The following is a 24,223-nucleotide window of genomic DNA, read 5'->3' as shown; positions in this document are numbered from 1 at the left end:
CGCTTAAATGACAATGACGTCCTGGTTCCGCACGGCTTGCGGGTCACCCCGCAAGCCCCCCGCTCCGGAAATCCCGCTTACGACCGTTCGTTCAACCACTTGCCGATGGCGGGCGTGACTTCCTTCTGCGCCTTGCCGCTGACATAGATGCCGATATGCCCGCCAGGGAAGGCGAGTTCGGTGTAATCCTCGCTGCCCACCAGACCCTTCATCGGGCGTGACGCATCCGGCGGAACCAGATGGTCCTGCAGGGCGTAGATGTTCAACACCGGGCAGGTGACATTCTTCAAGTCCACCTCGCGCTCGCCCAGCATGACGCCGCCATTGATGAAGCCGTTGCGCTGGTAGAAGTCCTTGGTGAATTGGCGGAAGGTCTCGCCGGCCTGGTCCGGGCTGTCGAAGATCCACTTTTCCATGCGCAGGAAATTCTTGACCTTGGCCGGATCGTCGAGCATGTCGACCATGTTGATGTATTTCTGTCCCATCAGGCTGTAGGGCTTGAGGGTGAGGAAGGTCCAGTTCAGCAGCTCGCCGGGAATGTTGCCGATGGTGTCGACGGCCAGATCGACATCGACGTTCTGGATCCAGGCGGACAGCAGATTGTCCGGAGTCTTGAAGTCAACCGGCGTGACCATGGTCACCAGGTTGTTGACCTTATCCGGATGCATCGAGGCATACATGAGACTGAAGACGCCGCCCTGGCAGATGCCGAGCAGGTTGACCTTGTCGACGCCAAGCTGTTCGCGCAGATGGTCCACGCAACTATCGATGTAGCCGTTGATGTAGTCGTCCAGATTGATGGCGCGATCGGCTTGATCCGGATAGCCCCAGTCGATCAGATAGACATCCTGTCCGGTGGCGAGCAGACCCTTGATGGTCGAGCGATCCTCCTGGATGTCGGTCATGTAGGGCCGGTTGACCAGCGCATAGACGATCAGCAGCGGCACGGCGCTCGGGGTGACGCCCTCGGGGGTGTCGTAACGATAGAGCACCAGCTTGTCTTCCTTGTAGACCGGTTGTTTCGGGCTGACGCCGGTGTCGATGGCCTCGGCGTTGAGCAGGTTTTCCATGCCCTGACCCAGCTTGCGGCTGTAGTCGAGCATTTCCTGGGCGAGTTTGTCTGGTCGGATGTCGATCGGGATCATGATGTTTTGCCTCGCGGTGTTCGTTGGTGACGCAGCGCCATGGAGATGCCGGCCGGTTTACTCTGGCTTGGCGACGGGCTTGCGGCGCACTGGCGCCTTGGCGGCAGGTGTGGCGACGACGGGTGCGGCGGCCTTCAAGGCGGTCGGCGGACTGGACGGAGTTTCGCCAGCCAGTGCCGCGACCTGCTTCTCCAGCGCATGCAGTCGATTGCGCAACTGCTTGTTCTCGCGGCGGCTCTCCTGCAGACGATCCTGCACCGTGCGCATTTCGCTGCGGCTTGGCATGTTCATCGCGCCGAGCTGTTCGTCGACCATGATCGACATGCGTTTTTTCAGGGCCATCTGCGCATTGATCAGGCGACCGTGGATCTGGGCGTATTCCGGCGTGGCGACCTCGGCGGCATAGACGGTCTCGCAGCAGTTCACCCAGTTGTCATAGAGCGCGCGGGCCGAATCGATGCTCTTGCCGCTGTCGATGACTTCCTGAAGGTAGCCGCCCATGCGTTCCACCGACTTCATCCCGAGCCGGTTGTAGAAGCTGGTGTATTCCTGCAGCGCGGTTTGATAGTCCGCGGCGCGGCGCATCAATTCCTGATACTGGCCCTGCTCCTCGCGGGTATAGCCCAGCCCGGGCGCGGAGAGCACGCGGTCCAGATTGCCCTTGAATTGATCGTGCGGCATGTTGCGCAAAAAGTCGCCGGGCATGGGCGACATCGAGGACATCATGCGCTGCCAGTTGTCGAGCGGTAGTTCCCAGAACGACATCATGCGCTGCGCCGCGTTGCCGCCGTCGTCCACCGAACCGGTGAAGCGCTTCTGCATATCCTCGATCGCCTTGGTCCAAAAGGCCAGGCCATTGGTGGCGTTGTCATCGCCCGTGCGTGCGCCGAAGGTCTCCGCCAGGCGGAAGAACGCCTTGCCCTGCTCCATCATCTTTTCCATGAATGCCTTGGAGGCATCCGGCGCGGCGGGGGACATGGCCTGCCACCAATGATCGAGCGCGCCTTCCCAGGGCGTGGTCAGCTTGGCGCCTTCCATGCCCATCGCCTTGCTGCTCATCTCTGTCCAGTTATCCCAATACTTGCGCTGCAGCGCAAACCAATCGTTGTTGAAAAAGGTTTCGTTCGACATGTTCCTGTCCTCCCGGTTTCGTATGGGGCGAAACTTAACACGCGGATTTGTGCACTGCAACAAAGGTGCGTAGAATTAAAGCGCGTCATGGAGTGACCGGGGGCGTTTCGAGCGATCAGCGGGGTTTGCAGACCCTCCGAACGTCGGCGTCGACGCGCTTTAAATGATTAAAAATTTTAATGACTTGACCGATTTTTCCGCGACGGCGGTCGGTTTGTGCGAGTTCGCCAACTCGCCCGACAGAAGGCATGTCATCGCGGACTCGGTTTAGAGTTCACGTTCGCCACTAAAATCCAAGAGGACATCCACACCATGAGCGAGAATATCGTGATCGTTGCCGCGGGTCGGACCGCGGTCGGCACCTTTGGCGGCGGTCTTTCCGCCCTTCCCGCCACCGAACTTGGCGCCGTCGTGCTCAAGGCACTGATGGAGCGCACCGGGATTGCCCCGGAGCAGATCGACGAGGTCATCCTGGGTCAGGTGCTGACCGCCGGCGTCGGCCAGAACCCGGCGCGTCAGACCACCCTGAACGCGGGTCTGCCCCAGCAGGTTCCGGCCATGACCATCAACAAGGTCTGCGGCAGCGGGCTAAAGGCGGTCCATCTGGCGATGCAGGCGGTGGCCTGTGGCGACGCGGACATCGTGATCGCCGGCGGTCAGGAGAGCATGAGCCAGTCCTCGCACGTCCTGCCGCGTTCGCGCGAAGGTCAGCGCATGGGCGACTGGCAGTTGAAAGACACCATGATCGTCGACGGTCTCTGGGATGCCTTCAACCAGTACCACATGGGCGTCACCGCCGAGAACATCGCCAAGCAATACGCCTTCACCCGCGAGGCACAGGACGCCTTCGCCGCCGCCTCGCAGCAGAAGGCCGAGGCCGCCATCAAGTCCGGGCGCTTCGTCGACGAAATCATTCCGGTGAGCATCCCCCAGCGCAAGGGCGACCCGCTGGTCTGCGCCACCGACGAATTTCCGCGTCCAGGCACCACCGCCGAGACCCTGGGCAAGCTGCGTCCCGCCTTCGACAAGGCCGGCACCGTGACCGCCGGCAATGCCTCGGGCATCAATGACGGCGCCGCCATGGTCGTGGTGATGAAGGAGTCCAAGGCCAAGGAACTGGGGCTGACCCCGATGGCTCGTCTGGTCGCCTTCGCCAGCGCCGGCGTGGATCCCGCCATCATGGGCACCGGCCCGATTCCAGCCTCCACCAAGTGTCTGGAGAAGGCGGGCTGGACTCCCGCCGATCTGGATCTGATCGAGGCCAACGAAGCCTTCGCCGCCCAGGCGATGTCGGTCAATCAGGACATGGGCTGGGATCTGTCCAAGGTCAATGTCAACGGCGGCGCCATCTCCATCGGCCATCCGATCGGCGCCTCCGGCGCGCGCATTCTGGTCACCCTGCTCTATGAGATGCAGAAGCGCGATGCCAAGAAGGGTTTGGCGACGCTGTGCATCGGCGGCGGACAGGGTGTCGCCCTGGCGGTCGAGCGTCTCTGACGCGAAGTCCGGGGGAATCCGCTGTCGCGAGTTTCCCCTGGTGATTGCGGTTTAAATGATGAAAATTTAAACCGCGTTAGCGCCGACGCAAGTTGGCGCGGACGAGTCAATAAGCCATGCACAACATTTTGCAGACCATGCCGAACGCGGTTTAAGTGACCATGAACAGCGAGCGTCTCATCAAGAAGTACCCGAACCGCCGTCTCTATGACACCGAGGTCAGTCGCTACATCACCCTTTCCGATGTCCGCGCACTCGTGATGAACTGCACCAGCATCAAGGTCGTCGATACGGCCAACGACAGCGACATCACCCGCTCCATCCTGCTCCAGATCATGCTTGAAGAAGAAACCGGCGGCGAACCGCTCTTCAGCGCCACCATGCTCGCCCAAATCATCCGCTTCTATGGCGGCACTCTCCAGGGCATGTTCGCCCGCTACCTGGAAACCTCGCTCGATCTCTTCGCCAAACAGCAGCAGGAGATGACCCAATCCTGGACCGAAAACCCCTTCGAGGCCATGAGCCGCATGACCCAGAAAAATGTCGAGATCTGGGCCGACCTCCAAAAGGATTTCCTGCGCGCGGCCCGCTTCGAGTTCGGCGGCGAACGCAAGAAAAAGGACGATGCGGTTTAAGGCGATTTCCGGGAAACTTCATACCCAAGCCCAAGGCTTCACATCACCTAGCGCCATTGCACGCGATAAACGGACAAGGGGCGGGGTTGCAACCCGCCCCTTGCGCCAAGGCCATTCGCATCCCGGGCTTCCGGAAAGCTCGGGCGACTCCCACATCAGGCAATCGGAGCCAGCGCCGCGAGCGGTCAAGAACTCGTCTTCGGATGCGCCAGACGCTGCCTCAGTAAAACTCCCAACGCACTCCCGCATCGATCATGTGATCGCTCCAGTCCCGCTTGTCGAGCAGAGTGTCATAGTTCACAAAGGTCGAGAGACCATGCGGGAAGACCGCCGAGAGCCCGAGACCGAGCCGGAAGTAGTCCCGGTCAGGCTCGTCGGTCAGGATGCGGAAGCTGGTACCCGTCGGGTCGGCGGCAAAACGAGCCGTCAGGATGTCCCCGTCATTGTCGTATTCATGCTCCCATTCGAAGCGCGCCTGGGGCACCAGGACCGCCGTGGAAGTATTGAATACCCGCGAGAGACGCGCGCCCAGCACGCTCGTCAACGAGGTGGCATCGAAACCGTCCATGGCAAGATTGAGTCCGCCCGCGCCCTGTTCGAGAAAATCGTCGACCTCCACCTGAAGGTAAGCGACCCGGCCATAGACGCCATAGGCGAATGGCCCCTCGTTCAGATCGTACCCGGCACCCAGGCTGGCGCCGAGTTGATTGCCATCATAATCGGCACTGGCTTGGCGGCTGACGGGGTCGAGCCCTGGCGTGATTTGGTAGCTGAGGTTGCGTTTGGATTCGTAGTCGTTCCAACCGTATTCGACGATGGCGTCGAGATAAAGACGATCGGTCAATGAATGGGTGGCGTAGGCCGCGAGATGCCAGGTTTCGGTATCCAGACCACCGTCATTCGAATCGAAGTCGACATCGTTCTTCGCGTATCCGAACGCACCGCCCGCGACGAAGCGATCGCTAAAGCGGTAGTCGGCACCAACCGTGATGCCGATCATGTTGTAATCGAAACCGGTTTCATTTTCGGTCGTGTCGCGATCGCCGAGATTGACGGCGCCGTTCAGGAAGAAACCCCAGTTGCCGAAGGTGCTATCCGCGCTGGCGCCGCCTCCCGACAGTCCCATGGCGGCCAGGGTGGCAAGTTGATTGCCCGACAGGCTTTCACCACCAAGATTCACCGCGAGTGCGCCGATATCGATCCCCTTGGATCCGGATCGCAGGGCGGCGAGACGGGAGCCGATATTCGCCAATTGCTGGGTTCCGGTTTCGATGCCCGCGCTCTTCGCCGCGTTGGCCTTCTCGCTGGTGATCTGATCCAGGGTATTCGGGATGCCTTCCGCACGCGGATTGGCCAGCATGTTGGAACATTGGTTGAAGAGGTCTTCCTGCTCGGCGGAACGCTGAGACAGGGTCGCCAGCTTCGGACAGACGGTTTCGATCGCCTGAGCGACATTGCGTTGATTCGGAGTGAGGCCAGACTGGCTCGACAGCGTATTGGACGCGTTCACGTTCGCTTGCACCGACACACTGACCGATGCGCCGGTGGAGTCGGTGATCTGAATCCGATTTTCGAACGCCAGATCGGATTGGGCGTTGGCGGGGATGTCCACGGCATAGGCAACACGGCCGGGGGCCGCGAGTTGGGATGGCTCGACCCGTCCGACGATGCCGCCGCTGATCCCCGCGACACTGAGCAGGTAGGGCGGCACGCCGCCGCTCACCTCGAACGTTTCGCCGACCTCATTGTCGAGATCGACCAGCGAAATCGCGCTGAGCGAGATGTCTGTCGGATTCGCGCTCAGCGTCGACCCCGCCGCCGCGGCGACCGTGAAGCTGACCGTAGCGGTGGCACTCTGCTGGGCCGCGCCTGCCCCGCTGTCGAGTACCCTGATCGTAAAGGTATTGGCTCCTGACGGCGCATCCAAGGGGACGCTGTAGCTGAAGGTCAGCGCTCCGTCGCTCACGGATGGGCCGCTCAACCTGGCGCCCGCTGGACCGGAAACGACCTCGGCGGTATAGGCCGGGATCCCGCCGGAGACCGCGAACCGGGCTTCGACCATGGCACCGGGTTGAACCTCGCCGCGATTCGACGACGACGGGCTGATGAGCAGGGTTTCCGAGGGGACAGAAATAGAGATAGTCACGCTGACGGAATTGGCGCCGCACTCGTCGCCCGCGCTGGCGCCATTGATGGTGACGGTATCGGTATAGTCTCCCGTGGCATCCGCGGGAATCCTGTACGTCAAGGTTCCATTCGAGAAGCTGACATCCGCATTGCTCGCGCTGGTTGGCGCCTGATAGGGCGTGCGTCCGCCAGAGAGCGCGAGGCTTAAGGTATGGACACTTCCAGGCGCGCCCCTGAGGGTTCCACTGGCCGGATTCGCCATGAGAGGGTCGATCACCGTGACACTGATGTCGGTTCTGACCGGGTTCCCATCGAAGCAACCGTCGCCGCAAGTCTGCCAATCCACCGCGAGCACGTCGGAAAACCTGGTGCAATGCGGGATGTCGGCGGGAACTTGATAGTCGACGGTATCGCCAGTTGCGATCAGTTCCTTGGAACGCTCGACGGTTCCGCCGCCCTCGGTCCACTCCGCACCGACGAGGCTCTCGGTGAACCCCGTCGTGGGCGACGAGGATCCCGGAGCAATGCGAATCGGCAGGCTGGCGCCGGGCGCCAATTCAACCTCGGGCGCGTTCGGATCGAACGTCGGGGCGGCCTGCGCGGACGCCATGAACAGACCGGCGACAAGGATGAAAACGGAAAACAGCCATCTTCGAGCGGGAAGGCGGGTGTCGATTTCGCCACCCTTTGCGACTGCAATCATGTGAGCCCCCAGGTAAGTCAGACCCAATGCCATGACCCCAATTGGAATGTGTTTTTTCAGCACCATGGCACACAATGCCCCCACGTTGCGTGGAGAGAAATCTTCCGGATCAAACGATCGCGAAAATTGAAATGTCTCTGCTTTCGAAAATCTTCATGCGCGACGCCGGAGCGGATGAGGCATGGATGGCACGTCGCCTTTTCAGGACAATTCCACAGGCGGGCGGACATTGTCAACCCCTGTTCGAGCGGGATTCCGCACGGTCATTCGAAGAGACTTTTTAGCGTTCGACCCACCAATCGTTGGCGATCGCCGACGAACAGGCACGACGCAAAAACGACGCGCTTCGCTCAGTACGTGGTTTAGACTCTACCTTGGGAATCTTCAAGGGCGTTTGTCATGACACAAGACAAGTCAATGCGATCGGTTCTGACCGTCATCACGATCCCGCTCCTCCTGAGCCTGCTGGGGTGCGCCAGCGCGCCCGGGAGTGGCGACCTGGAAACCGGACAAGCTGCCATCACTCCCATCGCGCCCGGCAAGGGAATCGATGATTTCGTCCTCGTCGATTGTCTCCTGCCCGGTCAGATCCGCCAACTTGGAACGCGGATGACCTATCTGGCGCCGCGTCGGTCGGTCAAGTCGACCAAGTCCGATTGCGCGATCCGCGGCGGCGAATTCGTGCTGTTCGATCGCTCCGATTACAGCAGTGCGCTTCAGACCCTGCTCCCCAAGGCCCAGGGCGGAGATCCGGTCGCGCAGACCTACGTGGGCGAGATTTACGAAAAAGGTCTGGGGCTGGCCGTTCCCGATTATGCAAGCGCCGCCAATTGGTATCGCAAGGCGGCCGAGCAGAACCACGCGCCGGCGCAGACGAATCTGGGATCGCTGTATGAGCGCGGGCTGGGCGTGCCGCAGGACAAGACGCAGTCGCTGGATTGGTATCGACGGGCGGCGGGTTTGACGTCTGATCGGCTCATTTTCGAATCGACGCTCAAGGCCCAGCAGGCGGCATTCAAGCGTGAGCTCGCGCTGCGGAATCAGGTCGCCGCGTCGCTGCGTCAGCAATTACGAAAAGCCTCGGCCAGCCAGCCGAGCCGCCCCGCAACCGCCCCGGCCGCCCCCGGCCCGGATCAGGCCGCCCTGCAACGCCAGGCCGAGAGTCAGCGTCGCGATGCCGCGAGCGAGGCCGACCGGGTGCGCCGGGAAGTGCATGCGATACAACAGCTCAAGCAGAGCGAGTCCGCCGGGGGGAAATCCAGCGACCCGGGCAAGACCGCGCAACTGGGCAAGCTGGAACTGACAAGGAACGAGCAATACCGCGCCTTGCTGGATACCTCGCGCCAACTGACCCAGGCCCAGTAGCGGAGCAGCGACGCCCTCAGCGCGCCTCGGGCGCGGCGGGGGCGTCATGGGCAAGCCGGAAGCCAACGAAGTTATAGCGCGACTCGGGAAAGTTCCGGTTGCGGTAGGCGGAGCGCACCGGACCCGGCCCGCTGTTCCAGGCGCCGCCGCGCAGAATGCGGGCGGCATCCGAGGCGCTGGGCGCACAGACCCGTTCGGTCCCGTTGTAGGCGGCGTCATACTCCGAGCAGGTCCACTCCCAGAGATTGCCGAGCAGATCGTTCAAGCCCCAGGCATTGGGTTCAAAACTCCCGATCGGGGCGACCCATTCCTGCTGATCGTTGCAGGGAAAGCCGTCCGCCCAGCCATGCCCGGCGTCGGCGGTATTCGCATAGCGGCAGGCGCTCGCGTCGATTGCGTCGCCCCAAAAACGCGATGTCGTCGAACCCGCGCGCGCCGCGTACTCCCATTCCGCCTCGGTCGGCAAACGAAAGGCGCCGCCGGTCTCCTGATTCAGCCATCGCAGATAGGCTTGAGCATCGTTCCAACTGACGCAACTGATTGGATCCTGATCCCGCACCGTTTGATATTTGTTCGGCTTCAGCCAACTGGCCCAGGGCTGATAGCCCCAGGCCGTGGTCTGCTCCTGATCCAGCGCCCAGCAGCCATCCCAACCGCCAACGTCCTGCTCCGCGTCGGTCTGATAGCCGCTCGCCTTGGTAAACCGTTTGAATTCGGCGACCGAGAGCTCGAATTGACCGAGCCGAAAAGCCTTGACGCAGACCTGATGCTGACGCTCGTCGTCCTCGCGTCCCGCTTCCGTGGGAGGACTGCCCATCTCGAAACAACCGCCCGCGATGTCGATCATCGTCGGAGATAATTCTCGGCGCTTCTTCAAATCATCCCGCAGTGCGGTCAGTGTCGGGTGCGCTGGAGCGAGCGATTGCAATTGTTCCAGGGCGCGCTCTGCATCGTCGAGCCGATGGGACTGCAATAAGGATTCGACTTGCTCCGCGATCAGATCCGCGATCTTCTGGAGATGCTCCAGAGCCTGCGCATTGGTTGGATCGAGTGTCAGGATCTGAAGGTAACACTTCGCGGCGAGCGCGCCGGTCTCCGCCGAGCGTTCGGTGAGCGGGAATTGCCGCTCGCAGTCTTGCAAGACTTGAGCGATGCGGTTCTCGGCCTGATGCACCGCGGCGATCCGAGCGCGCAGTCCAGCCAGACCCGCATGCTCCGGCGCGAGACTCAGGCCTTCGCCAATGAGATCGAGCGCGGCGTCATACTCTTGCTTCTCAAACAGGCGTTGCGCCTTGCCCAAGAGTTCGTCCGCCTGCCGCTGAAGCCGCCGCGCCTGCGCGGCGCCGACCTCATCGCGCAGGGTCTTCAATTGGAGATGGTCGGGGTCGATCCGCAAGCCTTCCTCGATGAGCGAGCGCGAGCGCTGAAAATCCCCCTCCGACATCAATCCCCGCGCCTGTTCGAACAGCTCGGCCACCGTCTTCTCGCGTTGTCTTTGCAACTGTTTTTCCGCCGTCGCGCGCAGATCCAGCAACTGCGTCTCATGGGGCGCCGCTTCCAGCGCGCGGTCGATGAACGCAATGCTCTCGGCCAGGGTTTCCGATGCCAGCAGACTGGTCGCCTGACGAATCGATTCCTGGATGGCCTCGCGCCGTTCCATGGCGCGCTGCGCCAGCGTTTGCAGTTGTAGGAGTCCAGGGTGGTCCGGCACCAGCCCGAGTCCTTCGCGCACCCGAGCTAGAGCGTCGTCGAACTGTCCGGTCTCGACGCTGGAGCGGGCGCGCGCGAGCAGGGCGTCGGCCTGACTGCGCGTACGCCGAGCGAGACGCTCCTGAAGCTCGGTGCGCAGCGCGATCAGATCAGGATGGTCAGGAACGCGCTGCAAACCGGATTCGACCAGCGCCAGGCTCTCGTCGAGCAGGTTTTCACGCAACAATTCCCGCGCCGCGCCGAGCTGTTTCTCGACCTCGATCCGATCCTGAATCAGTGATTTCAAGGCGCCCAGCCGGGTATCGTCCGGCGTCATCGAGAGTCCCAGCCTGACGAGTTCCATGCCTTGTTCGTATTGCGCCTTCTGGACATGTTCGATGGCGAGTTTTTCATATTGAGTGGCGGTCTCCGCGCGGTCCGCGCGGGCCGCGGGCAGCCGCTCGGCGATGCTGGGCTCGGCGGGCAGATCGTCCTGCGTCCGCAGCACGAGATAGAGGCCGACTCCCGCGAGCGACATCAGCACCAGGACAGCTCCCAGGAGTCGCAAACCCGTCCGATCGGCATGACTTCGGCCCTGGCTCGCGGTCTTTGTCCGCTCCTCGGCGCCCCGGACGACCAGTCGGGTGGCCTCGTCATTCGCGCCAGTGGCGCGGGTTTCGCTCTCGGAAACCTCCAGCGCGCGAATGAGCTGACCGGCACTGGCGAAGCGGTCCTGCGGTTTCTTAGCGATCAGTTTGTCGAGGATGGGCTGGTAGACTGCCAGGTGATCGGGCAGGCGGGGAATCGGATCGGAGCAATGCTTCATGGCGAGACTCACGACATCGTCCGCCTGATACGGCAGTTGATTCGTCAGCATCTCGTAGAACACCACGCCCAGACTGTACAGATCCGAGCGCGCATCGAGCGGTTGGCCGGTACTCTGCTCCGGACTCATGTAGCGGGGACTGCCGATGACCATCCCATAACTGGTCAACTGCATCGAATCGGCGTTGCTTTTCACTGCCCTCGCGATGCCGAAATCGGTCAGAACCGGGGTGCCATCGGCGCGGAACAGGATATTCTGCGGTTTGACATCCCGATGGATGACGCCCCGCGCATGGGCGACCGCGAGCGCCTCGGCGATTTTTTTCGTAATCGCGATCGCGCGCGCGGTCGACAGCCCTTTGCCGATCTCGTCCGCCAGCGTCCCCCCCGGAAGATATTCCATGGAGAAATAATGGTAGCCGTCGGTCGAGTCGAAATCGAAGATGGTGACGATCTGGGGGTGCTGGAGTTGGGCAATGATCTGCCCTTCCTTGATGAAGCGGGAGGTGAAATCGTCGCCCGCGATGGCCAGCGGTTTCATCACCTTTAAGGCAACATCGCGCGACAGCCGATCCTGACGCGCCAGATAGACCGTCGCCATCCCGCCGCTGCCAAGCTCGCGAATAATCGTATAGCCGGGGATCTTCACTGAGTCGCTGATGTCCGCGGGATAAAGGCATGAAAGGTCGGGGCTGACCCGCTGCATCCTAGCCACGCCGTCACTGGGGAGCAACCGCGATTCTTGGGTTGGAGGCCGGCTCGGTTATACTTTCCCATAATGCCGCCTTCAAGCACGGTCGCATCCAGTCGCGGATCTCTCGTATGATGCGCTCGATCAGAGCGGTTTTGGTTCGGGGAGCCAATGCATGGAGATCGACCTTCATCTCGTCAACCGCCAGGCCCAGCCGCCCGAGTGGGACGTTCATCGGAATCTGGCCGAGGGCGGCGTCACCATCGGACGCAGCCCCACCAACGATCTGTGCCTCGAAGACCCGGAGCGGGTGATCTCGGGTCAGCACGCGCGCATCGACGCGCGCGATGGCGGTGTCTGGATCACCGATACCAGCCGCAACGGGACCTATCTGAACCATGCTGTCGAGCCATTGCCATCGCATCAATCCATGGCGCTGTATGACGGCGACCGACTAACCATCGGCCCCTTCGAAATCATCGTCACGATCGGCTCAAGCGCCGCGCCGCCCGCGAGGCTCGACGCCGATCCTTTCGCAAGCCTGGACTCGGAAGACCTGCCGGGACTGGACCAGGTCGGCGCTACGACCGATATCCTGGACCTGCTCGCTCCCGACGGACGCTCCGGCGACAACCCAGCCGGATCAGCGCCGAAAGAGCCGCGGCGACCGGTCGAACGCCATCTGGCCGATGACCTGTTCGCCGATGCCTCGCCGCTCGATGACGCGCTGTCCGGTCCCGCGCCGGAGGCGTCGGCTCCGGAGGTGCCGCATCGACAGACGCCCGTCGAGCATGTGTTTTATCGTCCGGCCGATCGCCTACCCGTGCCTGACGATTACGATCTGCTGAACGATGCCTGGGGCAGTCCGGGCGACACGGCGGAGCCGGCACACCCCGAAGCCGCTCCAGCGAGTCCCGAGCCGCCGCGCCCAGCGGTCCTCGACGCCCAGGAGCGGCCCTCGCCCGCTCCCGAGGACACGCCATTCGATGCCGCTCCGCCACGACGGCCCGCGCCCCCGCGCCCCAAGCCCATGCTCCACCAACAGGCGCCGGCGACTGGAGAATTGGATGCCTTTCTGGCCGGCCTCGGCGTGGGCAAATCCGCCGATGTCGAAGACCCGGAGGGGTTGCTCCGTCAGGCCGGCGAATTGCTGCGCGTCCTCGCCACCGGGCTCACTCAGACCATGATGACGCGCGCCCAATTCAAGAGCGAATTGCGCCTGGGCGTCACGACGATTCGTGCCGCGGAAAACAACCCGTTCAAATTTTCCGTCGATACGACCGATCTGCTGGAACGTCTCCTGCTTCGCCCAAGTCCGGGTTATCTGCCGGCGCTCACAGCGGCGAGAGAGGCATTCGACGATATCCAGGCGCACGAAATGGCGATGACGGCGGGTTTGCAGGCCGCCCTGCGCGCACTCTTTGCCCGCTTCGAGCCGGACCAGCTCGAACGCCGTCTCAGCCGTCGCTCGGGGCTCGATCAGGTGCTGCCGATGGCGCGCAAGGCCAGATACTGGGATCTCTTCACCGAGACCTACGAACAGGTTGCCGCCGATGCCTCCGAGGACTTCATGCAGCTTTTCGACGACGCCTTCGCGCGCGCCTACCGGGAGCAGATCCGGCACCTCGCCGAGCTGCGCGCCTCCCATCAGGATTAAACCGCGTCTGTCACGGCATGCATCGTTTTCAGTTGTCAGCCAGTTTGGCATCCCTTTGCAACATCGGCGTCGACGCGGTTTAAATCATTTATTTTTTGAATCCTTAAACCGCCCCCCGCCAAACGTCTGTCATGACGAAAAGGGAGTTGAAGAGCCACGAAACGACGTTTATCGCTCTGGGCGCGCTTTGGCCGCTACTGGCGGACGATTTTGGGCCATACTCAGCCACGGGTCCGGACACGAGAGGATTTTGCATTGGACAACCGTTTCAGCGACAGACTTGGGTCGATCATGAGTGCGCCTCTCGTCCTGTCGATTCTTGTCTTCGCCCTCGCCGCCCTTCCGGGCTGCGGGAGCAAACCTCAAGCGCCGGAGCCGAAGGACGCGAAACCGCCGCCGCAACTGAGTCTCCAGATCGTCGCGTCAGCCGATGCCAATCGAGGTCCGGGCGGCAGGGCATTGGCCGTGGTGGTGCGCCTCTACGAACTCAAAAGCCACGGCGTCTTTTCCAAGGCGGATTTTTTCAGTCTCTACGATCGCGACCAAGAAGTGCTGGGAGGCGATCTGATTGCCCGCGACGAGGTCACCCTGGCCCCCGGTCAGTTTCTGCCGATCGCTCGCCCGCTCAATCCAGAAGCCACCTATATCGGCGTCATCGCGGCCTTCCGCGATCTTGACCGCGCGCGTTGGCGCGATCTGATGCGTCTGAATCCCGCGGTGGACAACACACTTCTGGTCGAGGTCGGCGCCCGCGCCATCTCGATCCGTCACCAATAAGGAGCGCGCCGTGGCTTGGGACAACAAGGTGCTGTGGTCCGAGGGTCTCTTCCTTCAGCCACAACATTTCCAGCAGCACGACCGTTACATCGAGCGTCTGGTCGGGGCCAAATCGGGTCTCGGCGTCCCTTTCGCCTGGGGTTTGCGGCGTCTGCGCATCGACGGGGAACTGCTCGCCTTCGGGAAGTTCGCGCTCAGCGAGGTCGCGGGCACGTTACCCGACGGCACGCCCTTCGACGCCCCGGCGAGCGACCCGCTGCCCCAGCCGCTGGATTTCGACGAGAACATCGCCCCCCAAACCATCTATCTCGCCCTGCCGCTGCGCCGCCCTGGGGCCGCCGAGAGCGGCGGTCCCGGCGAGACCGAGACCATCCTGCGCTATCGCTCCGGCGAATTGACGGTGCGCGACAATACGCTAGGCTCGGACACCGAAACCCCGCTCGCGATCGGGCGGCTCGATCTGCGCCTCCTGCTGGAGCGTCAGTCCCGCGAAGGCTATGCCTGTTGCGGCGTCGGCCGGGTGCTCGAATGCCGGGCGGATCGGCAGGTGACACTCGACGCATCCTATATTCCGCCGTGTGTCGATCTCCAGGTGTCGCGACGGCTGGCCGATTTTATCGAGGAACTGGCCGGCCTGCTCCATCGTCAGGCCGAAGCGCGCGCCGGGCGGGTGCGTGGCGTCGGTCATGGCGGGGTGGCCGACTGGTCCGATTTTCTACTGCTCCAATTAATGAATCGGGCCGAACCCGTTGTCCTGCATTTGACCCAGGTCAGCGGTCTGCATCCGGAGGCCGTCTATCGCACCCTGCTCGGTTTGGCCGGCGAACTCGCGACCTTTGCCAGCGAGACCAAGCGGCCCCCGGAGTTTCCGCCCTATCGGCATGAGGATTTGGATGCCAGTTACACGCCGCTGATCGGGCGACTGCGCGAATACCTCAATCGCGAATATGTCGAGCGCGCCATCGCCATCCCGATCCAGGAGCGTCAATTCGGCTTCCGCATCGCGCTGGTGGATGATCGATCGCTGCTCGCCGGTTCTCGATTCGTGCTCGCCGCCCGGGCCAATCTGGACTCGCAGACGCTGCGCAATCGCCTCCCCACGCAGACCAAGGTCGGACCGGTGGAAAAGATCCAGGAGCTGGTCAAACTGGCCCTGCCCGGAATCGCGCTGCGTCCGATGCCGACCGCCCCGCTGGAGATTCCCTTTCATGCGGGTTGCGATTATTTCGAACTGGACCGCAACAGCGAGTATTGGAAACAACTGGTGACGGGTGGCGGTTTCGGCCTGCACATCGGCGGAGAGTTCCCCGCGCTCGAATTGGAACTCTGGGCGATTCGCGAGTAAGTCATGACCGACGAGGATCCTTTTCTGATACCCGGCGACGCCGGACCCACGGTCATCCGCCCCATCCCCGGCGGCCGTCGCGGTCCTGGTCAAGCGCCGCCGCCTCCGGTCTCTCCGGCATTGTCCAGCATCCCAGCGAACGGGCGCCTCGACGCGCTGCCGGTGTGCATGAACAACCCCCTCGCGGGATGCGCGACCGGACTCCTGACCGTCGCGGCCCAAGTGCGCGGCGCCCCCTCCCATCCGGATCCCGAGGGTCTGCGCGATGGGCTAATCCGCCAGGTGCGCGAGTTCGAATCCTGCGCGCGCGCGAAAGGTCTGGCGGATGCCGTGGTACTGCCCGCGCGTTATGTCCTGTGTTCATTGATCGATGAATCCGTGCTGGACACCCCCTGGGGCAGTCAGAGCGTCTGGAGCAATCGCGGGCTGTTGATCAGCTTCCACAACGAGGCCTGGGGCGGGGAAAAATTCTTCACCGCGCTGGACCGTCTGCTGGCGTATCCCAGCGGCAATCTTGATCTTCTGGAACTCATGTATCTTTGTCTCGCGCTGGGCTTCGAGGGGCGCTACCGGGTGCGCGAGGACGGCCGGAGCCAGCTCGATCGGGTACGCGAACAACTCTTTCAGACCATCCGCGTACAGCGCGGAGATCCGGAGCCGGAACTCTCGCCCCACTGGAAAGGTGTCGCCGAATCGCGCGATCCGCTGGTCCATCGGCTCCCGCTCTGGGTGTTTTCAGCCGTGTGCGCGCTGCTTCTGCTGGGGCTCTTCACCTATTTTACCTTCGCGCTCAACCGCGACTCGGATCCCGTCTATCGCTCTCTGAGCAGCCTCGACACGGGTCTGGCCGCGGTGACCGACCGGCCCCGCATTCCCCTGGCCGAGGCGCCGACACCGCCGGATCGGCCCCAGGCGACTACGCCACTGACACTGCGCATCCTGCTCGCCGACGACATCGCGGCGCGCCGTCTGGAGGTTCTCGACCGGCCCCAGGGGCAGACCGTCATCGTCCGTGGCGATGATCTGTTCGCCTCCGGGAGCAGTCTGATCAGAACCGATTACGTTCCCCTGCTGCGGCGCATCGCCGAATCCCTGGCGCAACTGCCGGGCGCGGTGCTGGTGACCGGGCACACCGACAGCGTTCCCATCAAGACGTTGCGTTTTCCCTCGAACTGGCACCTTTCGCAGGAACGCGCGCTCCATGTCCGCGACCTGCTGGCTGAGGTGACGGGCAACCCGGCACGGTTCACGGCCGAGGGGCACGCCGATACCGAGCCGCTGGTTCCGGAAAACCCCAGGGACGCCCGCAACCGCCGGGTGGAGGTCATGCTGATGACACCGGCGCACCGTCAGGGCGAAGTCGGCGCGATCGCGGGGATTGGCCGATGAAATCCTTTCTGAGATTTTTCATTTCACGCCGCTTCCTGACCCTGATCGGAATCGTCGCGCTGGCGCTGCTAATCTGGTTCGTCGGCCCCCTCATCGGCATTGCCGGCGTCGAACCGCTGGCCCCCGCATTCCGTCGCTGGATGGTCATCGGAACGCTGTTCGGCCTCTGGGGTCTGGTCCAGATTGGCTCGGCGGTGCGGGCGCGCATCCGCAACCGCCAACTGATGGAGCAGCTTGCCGCCGGTCCCGAGCCAGCGCCCGATCCCGCCAAAGCGGCCTCCGAGGAAGAATTGCTCGCGCTCCGCGAACGCTTCGATCAGGCCCTGGCCGCGCTCAAGCAATCCGAGGGCAAGAACAAACTGGGCGGGCGCTGGGTCTACCAGCTTCCCTGGTATCTCATCATCGGGCCGCCCGGTTGCGGCAAGACGACCGCGCTGATCCATTCGGGACTCCGCTTCCCGCTCGCCGAACGCCTGGGTCAGAACGCGATCCAGGGGATTGGCGGTACCCGCAACTGCGACTGGTGGTTCACCGACGAGGCGGTGCTGATCGATACCGCCGGGCGCTACACCACTCAGGACAGCTATGAGCAGGTGGATAAGGCCGCCTGGCGGAATTTTCTCGATCTGCTGAAAAAGCATCGTCCGCGCCGCCCCATCAATGGCGTGCTGGTGGCCGTGAGCCTGTCCGATCTGATGCAGCAAACGCCGTCGGAGCGCGGCGCCCATGCTCAAGCGATCCGTCAGCGCGTCCAGGAGCTGTGCCAGTCATTCCAGATCGCCGTGCCCGTCTACGTCCTGTTCATGAAGGCGGATCTGGTGGCCGGATTCAGCGAGTTTTTTGCCGATCTTGGCCAGGAGGGACGCGAGCAGGTCTGGGGGATGACCTTCGAATTCGCGCCGAGCGAGGACGGGCCGACCCCGATCGCGGCTTTTACGGACGAGATGAAGCGTTTGTCCGAACGACTCGATCAACGCTTGCTGGCGCGGATGGAGCAGGAACGCGAACCGCGCAAACGCACGCTCCTGTTCAGCTTTCCACGCCAGTTCGGGGCGCTCGGAGAGGTGCTCGAAGGCTTCCTGAACGATGCCTTCGCACCCTCCCGTTTCGAGATCCGACCGCTGGTGCGCGGCGTCTATTTGACGAGCGGAACCCAGACCGGAACCCCGATCGACCGCATTCTGAGCGCTTTCGCGGCCAACTTCGGTCTCGGCCGGCAGGGTCCGTTGCCCTTTAAGGGGACGGGCAAGAGTTTTTTCATCACCCGCCTGCTGCGCGAGGTGATCTTTCGCGAGGCCGGGCTTGCCGGGCTCAACCCCCGACTGGAACGTCGCCGCCTCTGGCGGCGACGCGGCGCCTATGCCGGCGCGGCGGCGGTCTTTCTGCTGGCAGCAGCCGCCTGGGCCACCAGCTATTCGGGCAACCGCGCCTATCTCGACGCGGTGGCCGAGCGCGTGGCCGACCTCGAAACCCGCATCGATGCGCTCGCGCCCGAGGAGCGCAATCCGCTCGGCGTGCTGCCGCTGCTCGATGCCGCCCGGACGCTTCCGCGCGGCTTCGCCGAACGCTCCGATCCTGTCCCGCTCAGCCTGGGATTCGGACTTTATCAGGGCGAAAAGCTGGGCTCCCAGGCCGCGCGCGCCTATCGCCGCATCCTCAATAAAGCACTGCTGCCGCGCGTCATCCTGCGGCTTGAGGAACAGATCCGCCAAGCCGTCGGCGAGCCGGATTATCTCTATGACGCACTGCGCGTCTATCTGATGCTGGGGAGCGACGAACGCTATGATCCGGCCGCGGTTCAGCTCTGGGTCGAGCGCGATTGGCAAAGCCGACTGCCGCGCGAAACCACGACCGAGCAACAGGAAGCGCTGCGCGAACATCTAGCGTCGCTGCTCGACCGGCGCCCGGTTCCGCTGCCGCTCGAACTCGATAGCGCTTTGATTCAGGATGCCCGTGAGATTCTGAATCGCGCGCCACTGGCCGCACGCGTCTATGAACGTCTCAAGCGCGAAGGCGTGGGTGATGCCAGCGCTGAGTTCACCATCAGCGCCGCCGGCGGGGAATACGCGAAGCTGGTCTTCGTCCGTCGCAGCGGCCGTCCGCTCAACCAGGGCATCCCGGCGCTTTATACGTTCGACGGCTATCATCGCGGCTTTGCGGGCACGAGCAACCGTCTGATCGAGGCCGCCGCCGCGGAGAGCTGGATCCTTGGGCCGGCGGCCCGATTGCAGCCCGGATCCGCGGAAGCCCGCCAGTTGTTCGAAGAGGTACGCGAGCGCTATCTGCGCGACTATGTGAGCGAGTGGCAGGGTCTGCTTGAGGATATCGAACTGGTTGCGGCACGCGACCTGCAGCAGGCCGCCCTGCTGGCGAATACGCTGGCCGATCCGGCCAAGTCACCGCTACGCCGTCTGCTGATCGATGCCGCTCGGCAAACCGAACTCGATCGCAAACCGGCGCCGGATGACGCGGCAGCCGGTCAAACGGAAACGCGGCAGGACGGCTTTCGTCAGCGTATCGAGCGTTATTTTGGCGACACGCCCCAAGAGGCTCCCGTCGAAGAGGCACCGGAGGCCTATGTCACGCGGCGCTTTACCTGGCTGCATGATCTGGTGCGGACCAATGAACAAGGCCAGGCGCCCATCGACCAGGTGCTGGCGTCACTGAGCAAGCTCGAACTCCATCTGACCTCCGTGACCGCCGCCGTGGTGTCGGGGCGGGATCTGCTGGTCGCCGGAGAAATGTCCGAGATCCAGGAAACCAAGGCGCTCGCCAGCAAGCTTCCCGCGCCGCTCAGCGGATGGGTCGGCACCCTGGCGCAGGATAGCGCCAATCTCGCGGCCGGCGGCCTACGCGCGCAACTCAACAGCCTCTGGACCGCCGAGGTTCTGCCCTTCTGCCGCGAGGCGATCAACGACCGCTATCCCTTCGCGCCGGGCAGCACGCGCGAGACGACACTCTTCGATTTTGGTCGTCTATTTGGCCCGGATGGCATGATCGATGCCTTTTTCAAGAAGAATCTGGCCCCGATCGCCAATACCTCGCGCTCGAAATGGCGCTGGGTCGACGCCAACCTCGGGATCCCGGACGAGGTGCTGGCGCAGTTCCAGCGCGCGGCCGTGATCCGCGAAGCCTTCTTCATGGGTGGCGGCAAGACACCGGCGGTCGAATTCGAGCTCCAGCCCCAAAGCATGGATGCACGCGTGACTCAGTTTATTCTGGATCTCGGCGGGCAGATCCTCGATTACCGCCAGGGTCCGCCGCGCAGTCAGCGCTTGCAATGGCCAGCTCCGGACGGTCCGGCGCGGGTCCGTCTGGTCTTCGCCGACGAGACCGGAAGCGGCCCCAGCCTGACCGAGGAAGGTCCATGGGCCTGGTTCCGGGTGCTGGATCGGTCCTCGCTGAAGTCGACCAGTCAACCGGAGAAATTCCAGGTCACCTTCTCGCTGGCCGGGCTATCCGCGCGTTTTGAACTGCGCGCGGTCAGCGTCCGCAATCCTTTCAAACTCGGCGAATTGCGCGCGTTTCGCTGTCCGGAGCGGTTGTGAACGACAAGGCTCAAGGCACTCCAGGTTTTTACGGCAAGCTGCCGGAGCACGGCGATTTCCTGACCCGTCGTCTGCCGGCCGAATTCGTCCAACCCTGGGATCTTTGGCTGCGCGAATCCCTGGCGAACAGTCAGGCCCAACTCGGCGATGACTGGCTGGATATCTACCTGACCAGTCCGTTGTGGCGTTTCGTCCTCACCCCTGGAATCGTCGGGCAGAATGCCTGGGCCGGCGTGCTGATGCCGAGCGTCGATCGCGTCGGGCGCTATTTTCCGCTCACCCTCGCCTGCCCGCTGAGCGCCGGTACCAACCTTCTCGGCCTCCTCTGCGAACCATCCTGGTTCGAGCGCGCGGAGATGCTCGCGCTGACCGGGCTCGAAGGCAACTGCACCGTCGAAACCTTCGATGCCGAGGCCATGGCGCTAGGCGCGCCGGACGGCATTGTCCTCGCCAGCGGCGGGCAAACGTCGGTCGCCGCGTCCCGCTCCAACGCCTGGCGACTGCCCGCAGCCTCGCCCGCGGAAGTGCGTCTTGCCTGCCCGAACCTGCTTGCGCGGGCACTCGATCAGATGTTCTGCGCTTACAGCCTCTGGTGGTCGAGTGGCTCGGATCGAGTCGCGCCGTCCTTTCTGACCTGCCAGGGTTTGCCGCCACCGGATGGCTTCGGCGCACTGCTCGGGGGCGACTGGAGCAATGGGGGCTGGTGGGAGTTTGCGCGTTCCGACGTCGGTCCCACTCGGCACGACGAACAACGCCAAAAGCGCGAGGTTCCGTCCAACCCTCTCGATCAGGAGGCGCCATGAAGTTGCGAGTACCCAAATGCCACTGGGCCTCGGGCGGAGCGACCGATACCGGTAGAATCCGCAAGGTCAACCAGGATGCCTATCTGGAGCGACCGGATCTGGGGCTGTGGGCCGTCGCCGACGGCATGGGCGGTCACCGCGACGGCGCTCTGGCAAGCCGTCTGCTCGTCGAGCGGCTCGGCCGGCTCGCTTATCCGCAACTGCTTGGCACCACCGTCGAGACCGTCTGCAAGATCATCGAGGACGCCAACCGCCACCTGGTCGATGAAGCGGCCAGGCAAGGCGACGAGATCATCGGCAGCACCATCGTCGCCGTGCTTGCGGTCGGCGATCACTGCGCCATCCTCTGGGCCGGCGACAGCCGTGCCTATCGGCTGCGCAAAGGTGAACTCCTCCAACTCACGCTCGACCACACTCAGGTCCAGGAAATGGTCGAACAGGGCTTGCTGACACGCGCGCAGGCGGATCTTCACCCGCTCTCCAATGTCCTGGTCCGCGCGGTCGGCGGCGATGTCGAACTGGAGGTCGACCGGCGCATCGAAGCGCTGCTGAACGGCGACCGCTATCTGCTTTGCAGCGACGGGCTGCTCAAGGAACTGACAGAAGACAGGATCGCACGGATACTTGAACAACCCGATCCTCGGGAAGCGGCCCAGTCTCTGGTCCAAGCGGCCTGCGAGGCGGGCGGGCGCGATAATGTCACGGCGGTGGTGATGGATTACCGCTGTTCGTGAGAGTCGTTCCAGTTGTCAGTTGTCAGTTGTCAGTTGTCAGTTGTCAGTTGTCAGTTGTCAGTTGTCAGTTGTCAGTTGTCAGTTGTCAGTTGTCAGTTGTCAGTTTAATTTTGGACTTCGCTTGGCCAGTCGCAACATCAATAGGCCGACCAGCAGCCAGCCGGTGATGGGCGCCCAGGTCAGGATCGGAACAAACTCCACTTGCTTGGGCCAGCCTGCCAGATTGACGCCAATGCGCAGGAAGGCCGCGGCGGCTAGCGTTGCAAAGAGGATGCCGGTGTAGGTCGCTACCCGGCCCGGCCGTCCGCAGTCCGCGGCCAGACCGAAGGCGCTCGCGAGGACCGCGCCCCAACCCAATCCGGCGATCGCATAACCGGCGATGGCCACCTCGATCCCCGGCAGACCGCTCACGCCCAGCCCGACTCCGCCGACCAGACAGCCGATCGCGAAGACCCGCGCCACGCCCCAGCGCTGGCTGATCGCACCCGCGTTAAAGACCGCGAGACTGAAGCCGATCCAGAACACGGGCAACAGCCAGGGCAGCCACGCCGCATCGATTTCCCGGAGAAAACGCGGACCGGCATTGAGAAACACCGCGATCTGAAAGGCGCTGGCGGCCAGCAGAAGCAGAGGCAGAAATCCCCAGGCGGAAACCGTCGGCGGCACGGTCTCGCGTGGGACGGCGGGGATCGGTCCCACCCTCCGCTCGGCGAGCACCAGGGCGGCGGCGACCAACAGGAGCGTTAGGCTCGATACTGCAAAGGGCAGACGCGGATCGATGCCGGTCATCAGGGTGCCGAGATAGGGCGAGACCGCCGCCGCGAGGCCCAGGCCGACCAGGGCGAGTCCGGCCAGTCGCGGTGCCGCCGGTTTGGCGGCATGGCGGGCGAGCAGCCCGAAGAGCGGCGAGCGCAGTGCGGACGAAGTCACCACCCACAGCGCGGTGATGCTCAGGAAGACCCCCGGCCCGGCACCGAGCCCCGGCAGCCAGGGCAGCAACAGAAAGGCAAGGCAGGAGAGCGCGCTGACCGCCATGACGACATAACCGATCCGCGCATAGAGCCGGAAGGCGCGATCCGCCGCGAAACCCGCCGCGATATCGAAACAGGCAAAGAGCACCTGATCGGCCAGCAGCACCCAGCCCGCCCAGCGTTTCTCGACACCGACGGACTCCAGCAATCCCGGCAGAAAAATGGCATAGAGGGTCCAGGTCGCCAGCAGGAAAAACTGCACGAACCCAAGATAGATCGCCAGACCAGTCAATGCGCTGGCGGGTTGACGGATTCCGGTCTCGTTCATCGCGGCACTCCGTCCCCGGCGCTCGGGGCCGACGCTGGCGCCTCGTCGGTCCAGACCTTGAATTGCTTCAAGGTCGTGGGACCGAAGACATTGCTGAGCGGCACGTCGGCGGCATCGCGCCCCTGGGCAATCAGCACCCGTCCGATACGGGGCACCCGGTTGCGTGGATCGAAGATATGCCAGCGCCCGCCCAGATAGGCCTCGAACCAGGCGGAGAAGTCCATGGGCGCCGCGGACGGCGGCACGCCAATATCGCCCAGGTAGCCGGTACAGTAGCGTGCGGGAATGTTCATGCAGCGACAGAAGGCGATGGCGAGATGCGTGTAGTCGCGACAGACTCCCTGCTTCTCGTTGAAGGCTTCGAGCGCGGTCTTGGTGGCGCGGGCGTACTGATAACCGAAGGTGAGATGACCATGCACAAAGTCGCTGATCGCCTGCACCCGGCGCCAGCCCGGAGGCGTTTTCTCGAACAACGACCAGGCAATCTCGGAGAGACGGTCGGTCTCGCAGTAGCGGCTTCCTTGCAGGTACACCAGGGTCTCGCTGGGCAGCGCCTCCACCGCGAACTGCGCGGCGTCGGGATCCGTCGCATCGGGTTGACCCGAGTCATTGATCACCGCGTCGGTGGAGAGGCGGATCTCGCCCGGCGGGGCGACCAGACGGCTGCACCAGTTGCCGAAGCCATCGCGATAGGCGGTGATCGGCACCGCCGGCTGGGTGACGAGATGATCGGGAACGAGCAGATCCGAGACCCGGCTGTAGTGTACGTTCAGGGTCAGGATCATGGGCGTGCGTTGCGGGCACGCATAGACCAACTCGTAGCCGAAGCGAATCTGCATTGCTCAACTCCTGGTGTTGAACGA

At 63.4% G+C, this 24,223-nt stretch carries 16 protein-coding genes; 10 read left to right on the top strand and 6 right to left on the bottom strand.

The window, feature by feature from the left end; genetic code table 11:
- Window positions 1-77 precede the first annotated feature (77 nt).
- Both CCR95_RS11875 and phaE read right to left on the bottom strand, forming a co-directional pair.
- On the bottom strand, window positions 78-1,145 hold the full coding sequence (locus tag CCR95_RS11875; RefSeq protein WP_014779715.1) for a class III poly(R)-hydroxyalkanoic acid synthase subunit PhaC: 1,068 nt from the start codon (window positions 1,143-1,145) through the stop codon (window positions 78-80).
- Window positions 1,146-1,202: 57 nt separating this feature from the next.
- On the bottom strand, window positions 1,203-2,276 hold the full coding sequence (phaE, locus tag CCR95_RS11870) for a class III poly(R)-hydroxyalkanoic acid synthase subunit PhaE (protein WP_201094554.1): 1,074 nt from the start codon (window positions 2,274-2,276) through the stop codon (window positions 1,203-1,205).
- Between the two features lie 312 nt (window positions 2,277-2,588).
- Here phaE and CCR95_RS11865 point away from each other — a divergent pair, with 312 nt between their 5' ends.
- A complete protein-coding gene (locus CCR95_RS11865; RefSeq protein WP_201094553.1) occupies window positions 2,589-3,773 on the top strand; it encodes an acetyl-CoA C-acetyltransferase in 1,185 nt (394 codons plus the stop codon).
- A gap of 161 nt (window positions 3,774-3,934) precedes the next feature.
- A complete protein-coding gene (gene phaR / locus CCR95_RS11860; protein WP_201094552.1) occupies window positions 3,935-4,408 on the top strand; it encodes a polyhydroxyalkanoate synthesis repressor PhaR in 474 nt (157 codons plus the stop codon).
- A 220-nt stretch (window positions 4,409-4,628) separates the two neighbouring features.
- Here phaR and CCR95_RS11855 read toward each other — a convergent pair whose 3' ends face one another.
- Complete coding sequence (locus tag CCR95_RS11855; protein WP_201094547.1) at window positions 4,629-7,238, bottom strand: autotransporter family protein; 2,610 nt, start codon at window positions 7,236-7,238, stop codon at window positions 4,629-4,631.
- Between the two features lie 417 nt (window positions 7,239-7,655).
- Between CCR95_RS11855 and CCR95_RS11850 the strand changes: the two genes are divergently transcribed.
- Window positions 7,656-8,603, top strand: a complete 948-nt coding sequence (locus tag CCR95_RS11850) for a tetratricopeptide repeat protein (RefSeq protein ID WP_242523204.1) — start codon at window positions 7,656-7,658, stop codon at window positions 8,601-8,603.
- 16 nt (window positions 8,604-8,619) lie between these two features.
- On the opposite strand, the gene CCR95_RS11845 is transcribed toward CCR95_RS11850, so the two are convergent.
- On the bottom strand, window positions 8,620-11,823 hold the full coding sequence (locus tag CCR95_RS11845; protein ID WP_201094541.1) for an SUMF1/EgtB/PvdO family nonheme iron enzyme: 3,204 nt from the start codon (window positions 11,821-11,823) through the stop codon (window positions 8,620-8,622).
- A gap of 160 nt (window positions 11,824-11,983) precedes the next feature.
- Here CCR95_RS11845 and tagH point away from each other — a divergent pair, with 160 nt between their 5' ends.
- From tagH to CCR95_RS11810, 7 genes are all read left to right on the top strand, one after another.
- Window positions 11,984-13,465 carry a type VI secretion system-associated FHA domain protein TagH gene (gene tagH, locus CCR95_RS11840; protein ID WP_201094534.1) on the top strand — a complete coding sequence of 494 codons (1,482 nt, stop codon included), beginning with the start codon at window positions 11,984-11,986 and terminating at the stop codon, window positions 13,463-13,465.
- Window positions 13,466-13,756: 291 nt separating this feature from the next.
- Complete coding sequence (gene tssJ / locus CCR95_RS11835; protein ID WP_201094528.1) at window positions 13,757-14,242, top strand: type VI secretion system lipoprotein TssJ; 486 nt, start codon at window positions 13,757-13,759, stop codon at window positions 14,240-14,242.
- Window positions 14,243-14,252: 10 nt separating this feature from the next.
- Window positions 14,253-15,587 carry a type VI secretion system baseplate subunit TssK gene (gene tssK / locus CCR95_RS11830; RefSeq protein WP_201094525.1) on the top strand — a complete coding sequence of 445 codons (1,335 nt, stop codon included), beginning with the start codon at window positions 14,253-14,255 and terminating at the stop codon, window positions 15,585-15,587.
- Between the two features lie 3 nt (window positions 15,588-15,590).
- A complete protein-coding gene (icmH, locus tag CCR95_RS11825; RefSeq protein WP_201094524.1) occupies window positions 15,591-16,976 on the top strand; it encodes a type IVB secretion system protein IcmH/DotU in 1,386 nt (461 codons plus the stop codon).
- Window positions 16,973-20,524: a type VI secretion system membrane subunit TssM gene (gene tssM, locus CCR95_RS11820; protein ID WP_201094522.1), complete on the top strand. Its 3,552-nt coding sequence runs from the start codon at window positions 16,973-16,975 to the stop codon at window positions 20,522-20,524. The genes icmH and tssM overlap by 4 nt, the downstream gene beginning before the upstream one ends.
- Entirely contained in the window at window positions 20,521-21,327 is an 807-nt protein-coding gene (gene tagF, locus CCR95_RS11815; protein ID WP_201094520.1) for a type VI secretion system-associated protein TagF, read from the top strand. Before tssM ends, tagF begins: the two co-directional genes overlap by 4 nt.
- Entirely contained in the window at window positions 21,324-22,061 is a 738-nt protein-coding gene (locus CCR95_RS11810) for a PP2C family protein-serine/threonine phosphatase (protein ID WP_201094515.1), read from the top strand. Before tagF ends, CCR95_RS11810 begins: the two co-directional genes overlap by 4 nt.
- A 99-nt stretch (window positions 22,062-22,160) precedes the next feature.
- Here CCR95_RS11810 and CCR95_RS11805 read toward each other — a convergent pair whose 3' ends face one another.
- Together CCR95_RS11805 and CCR95_RS11800 are read right to left on the bottom strand one after the other, a co-directional pair.
- On the bottom strand, window positions 22,161-23,360 hold the full coding sequence (locus tag CCR95_RS11805; RefSeq protein WP_201094513.1) for an MFS transporter: 1,200 nt from the start codon (window positions 23,358-23,360) through the stop codon (window positions 22,161-22,163).
- Window positions 23,357-24,199: a transglutaminase-like domain-containing protein gene (locus CCR95_RS11800; protein ID WP_201094511.1), complete on the bottom strand. Its 843-nt coding sequence runs from the start codon at window positions 24,197-24,199 to the stop codon at window positions 23,357-23,359. The genes CCR95_RS11805 and CCR95_RS11800 overlap by 4 nt, the downstream gene beginning before the upstream one ends.
- Between the last annotated feature and the right edge of the window lie 24 nt (window positions 24,200-24,223).

This window comes from Thiocystis minor, assembly GCF_016653465.1.
In the GTDB taxonomy this organism is placed as follows: domain Bacteria; phylum Pseudomonadota; class Gammaproteobacteria; order Chromatiales; family Chromatiaceae; genus Chromatium; species Chromatium minus.
This window is presented reverse-complemented; position numbering and strand designations above follow the sequence as displayed.

Bases quoted from the DNA above. Each gene is read 5' to 3' on its own strand.
- CCR95_RS11875 (WP_014779715.1), bottom strand. From the start codon at position 1,145: ATGATCCCGATCGACATCCGACCAGACAAACTCGCCCAGGAAATGCTC.
- phaE (WP_201094554.1), bottom strand. From the start codon at position 2,276: ATGTCGAACGAAACCTTTTTCAACAACGATTGGTTTGCGCTGCAGCGC.
- CCR95_RS11865 (WP_201094553.1), top strand. From the start codon at position 2,589: ATGAGCGAGAATATCGTGATCGTTGCCGCGGGTCGGACCGCGGTCGGC.
- phaR (WP_201094552.1), top strand. From the start codon at position 3,935: ATGAACAGCGAGCGTCTCATCAAGAAGTACCCGAACCGCCGTCTCTAT.
- CCR95_RS11855 (WP_201094547.1), bottom strand. From the start codon at position 7,238: ATGATTGCAGTCGCAAAGGGTGGCGAAATCGACACCCGCCTTCCCGCT.
- CCR95_RS11850 (WP_242523204.1), top strand. From the start codon at position 7,656: ATGCGATCGGTTCTGACCGTCATCACGATCCCGCTCCTCCTGAGCCTG.
- CCR95_RS11845 (WP_201094541.1), bottom strand. From the start codon at position 11,823: ATGCAGCGGGTCAGCCCCGACCTTTCATGCCTTTATCCCGCGGACATC.
- tagH (WP_201094534.1), top strand. From the start codon at position 11,984: ATGGAGATCGACCTTCATCTCGTCAACCGCCAGGCCCAGCCGCCCGAG.
- tssJ (WP_201094528.1), top strand. From the start codon at position 13,757: ATGAGTGCGCCTCTCGTCCTGTCGATTCTTGTCTTCGCCCTCGCCGCC.
- icmH (WP_201094524.1), top strand. From the start codon at position 15,591: ATGACCGACGAGGATCCTTTTCTGATACCCGGCGACGCCGGACCCACG.
- tssM (WP_201094522.1), top strand. From the start codon at position 16,973: ATGAAATCCTTTCTGAGATTTTTCATTTCACGCCGCTTCCTGACCCTG.
- CCR95_RS11810 (WP_201094515.1), top strand. From the start codon at position 21,324: ATGAAGTTGCGAGTACCCAAATGCCACTGGGCCTCGGGCGGAGCGACC.
- CCR95_RS11805 (WP_201094513.1), bottom strand. From the start codon at position 23,360: ATGAACGAGACCGGAATCCGTCAACCCGCCAGCGCATTGACTGGTCTG.
- CCR95_RS11800 (WP_201094511.1), bottom strand. From the start codon at position 24,199: ATGCAGATTCGCTTCGGCTACGAGTTGGTCTATGCGTGCCCGCAACGC.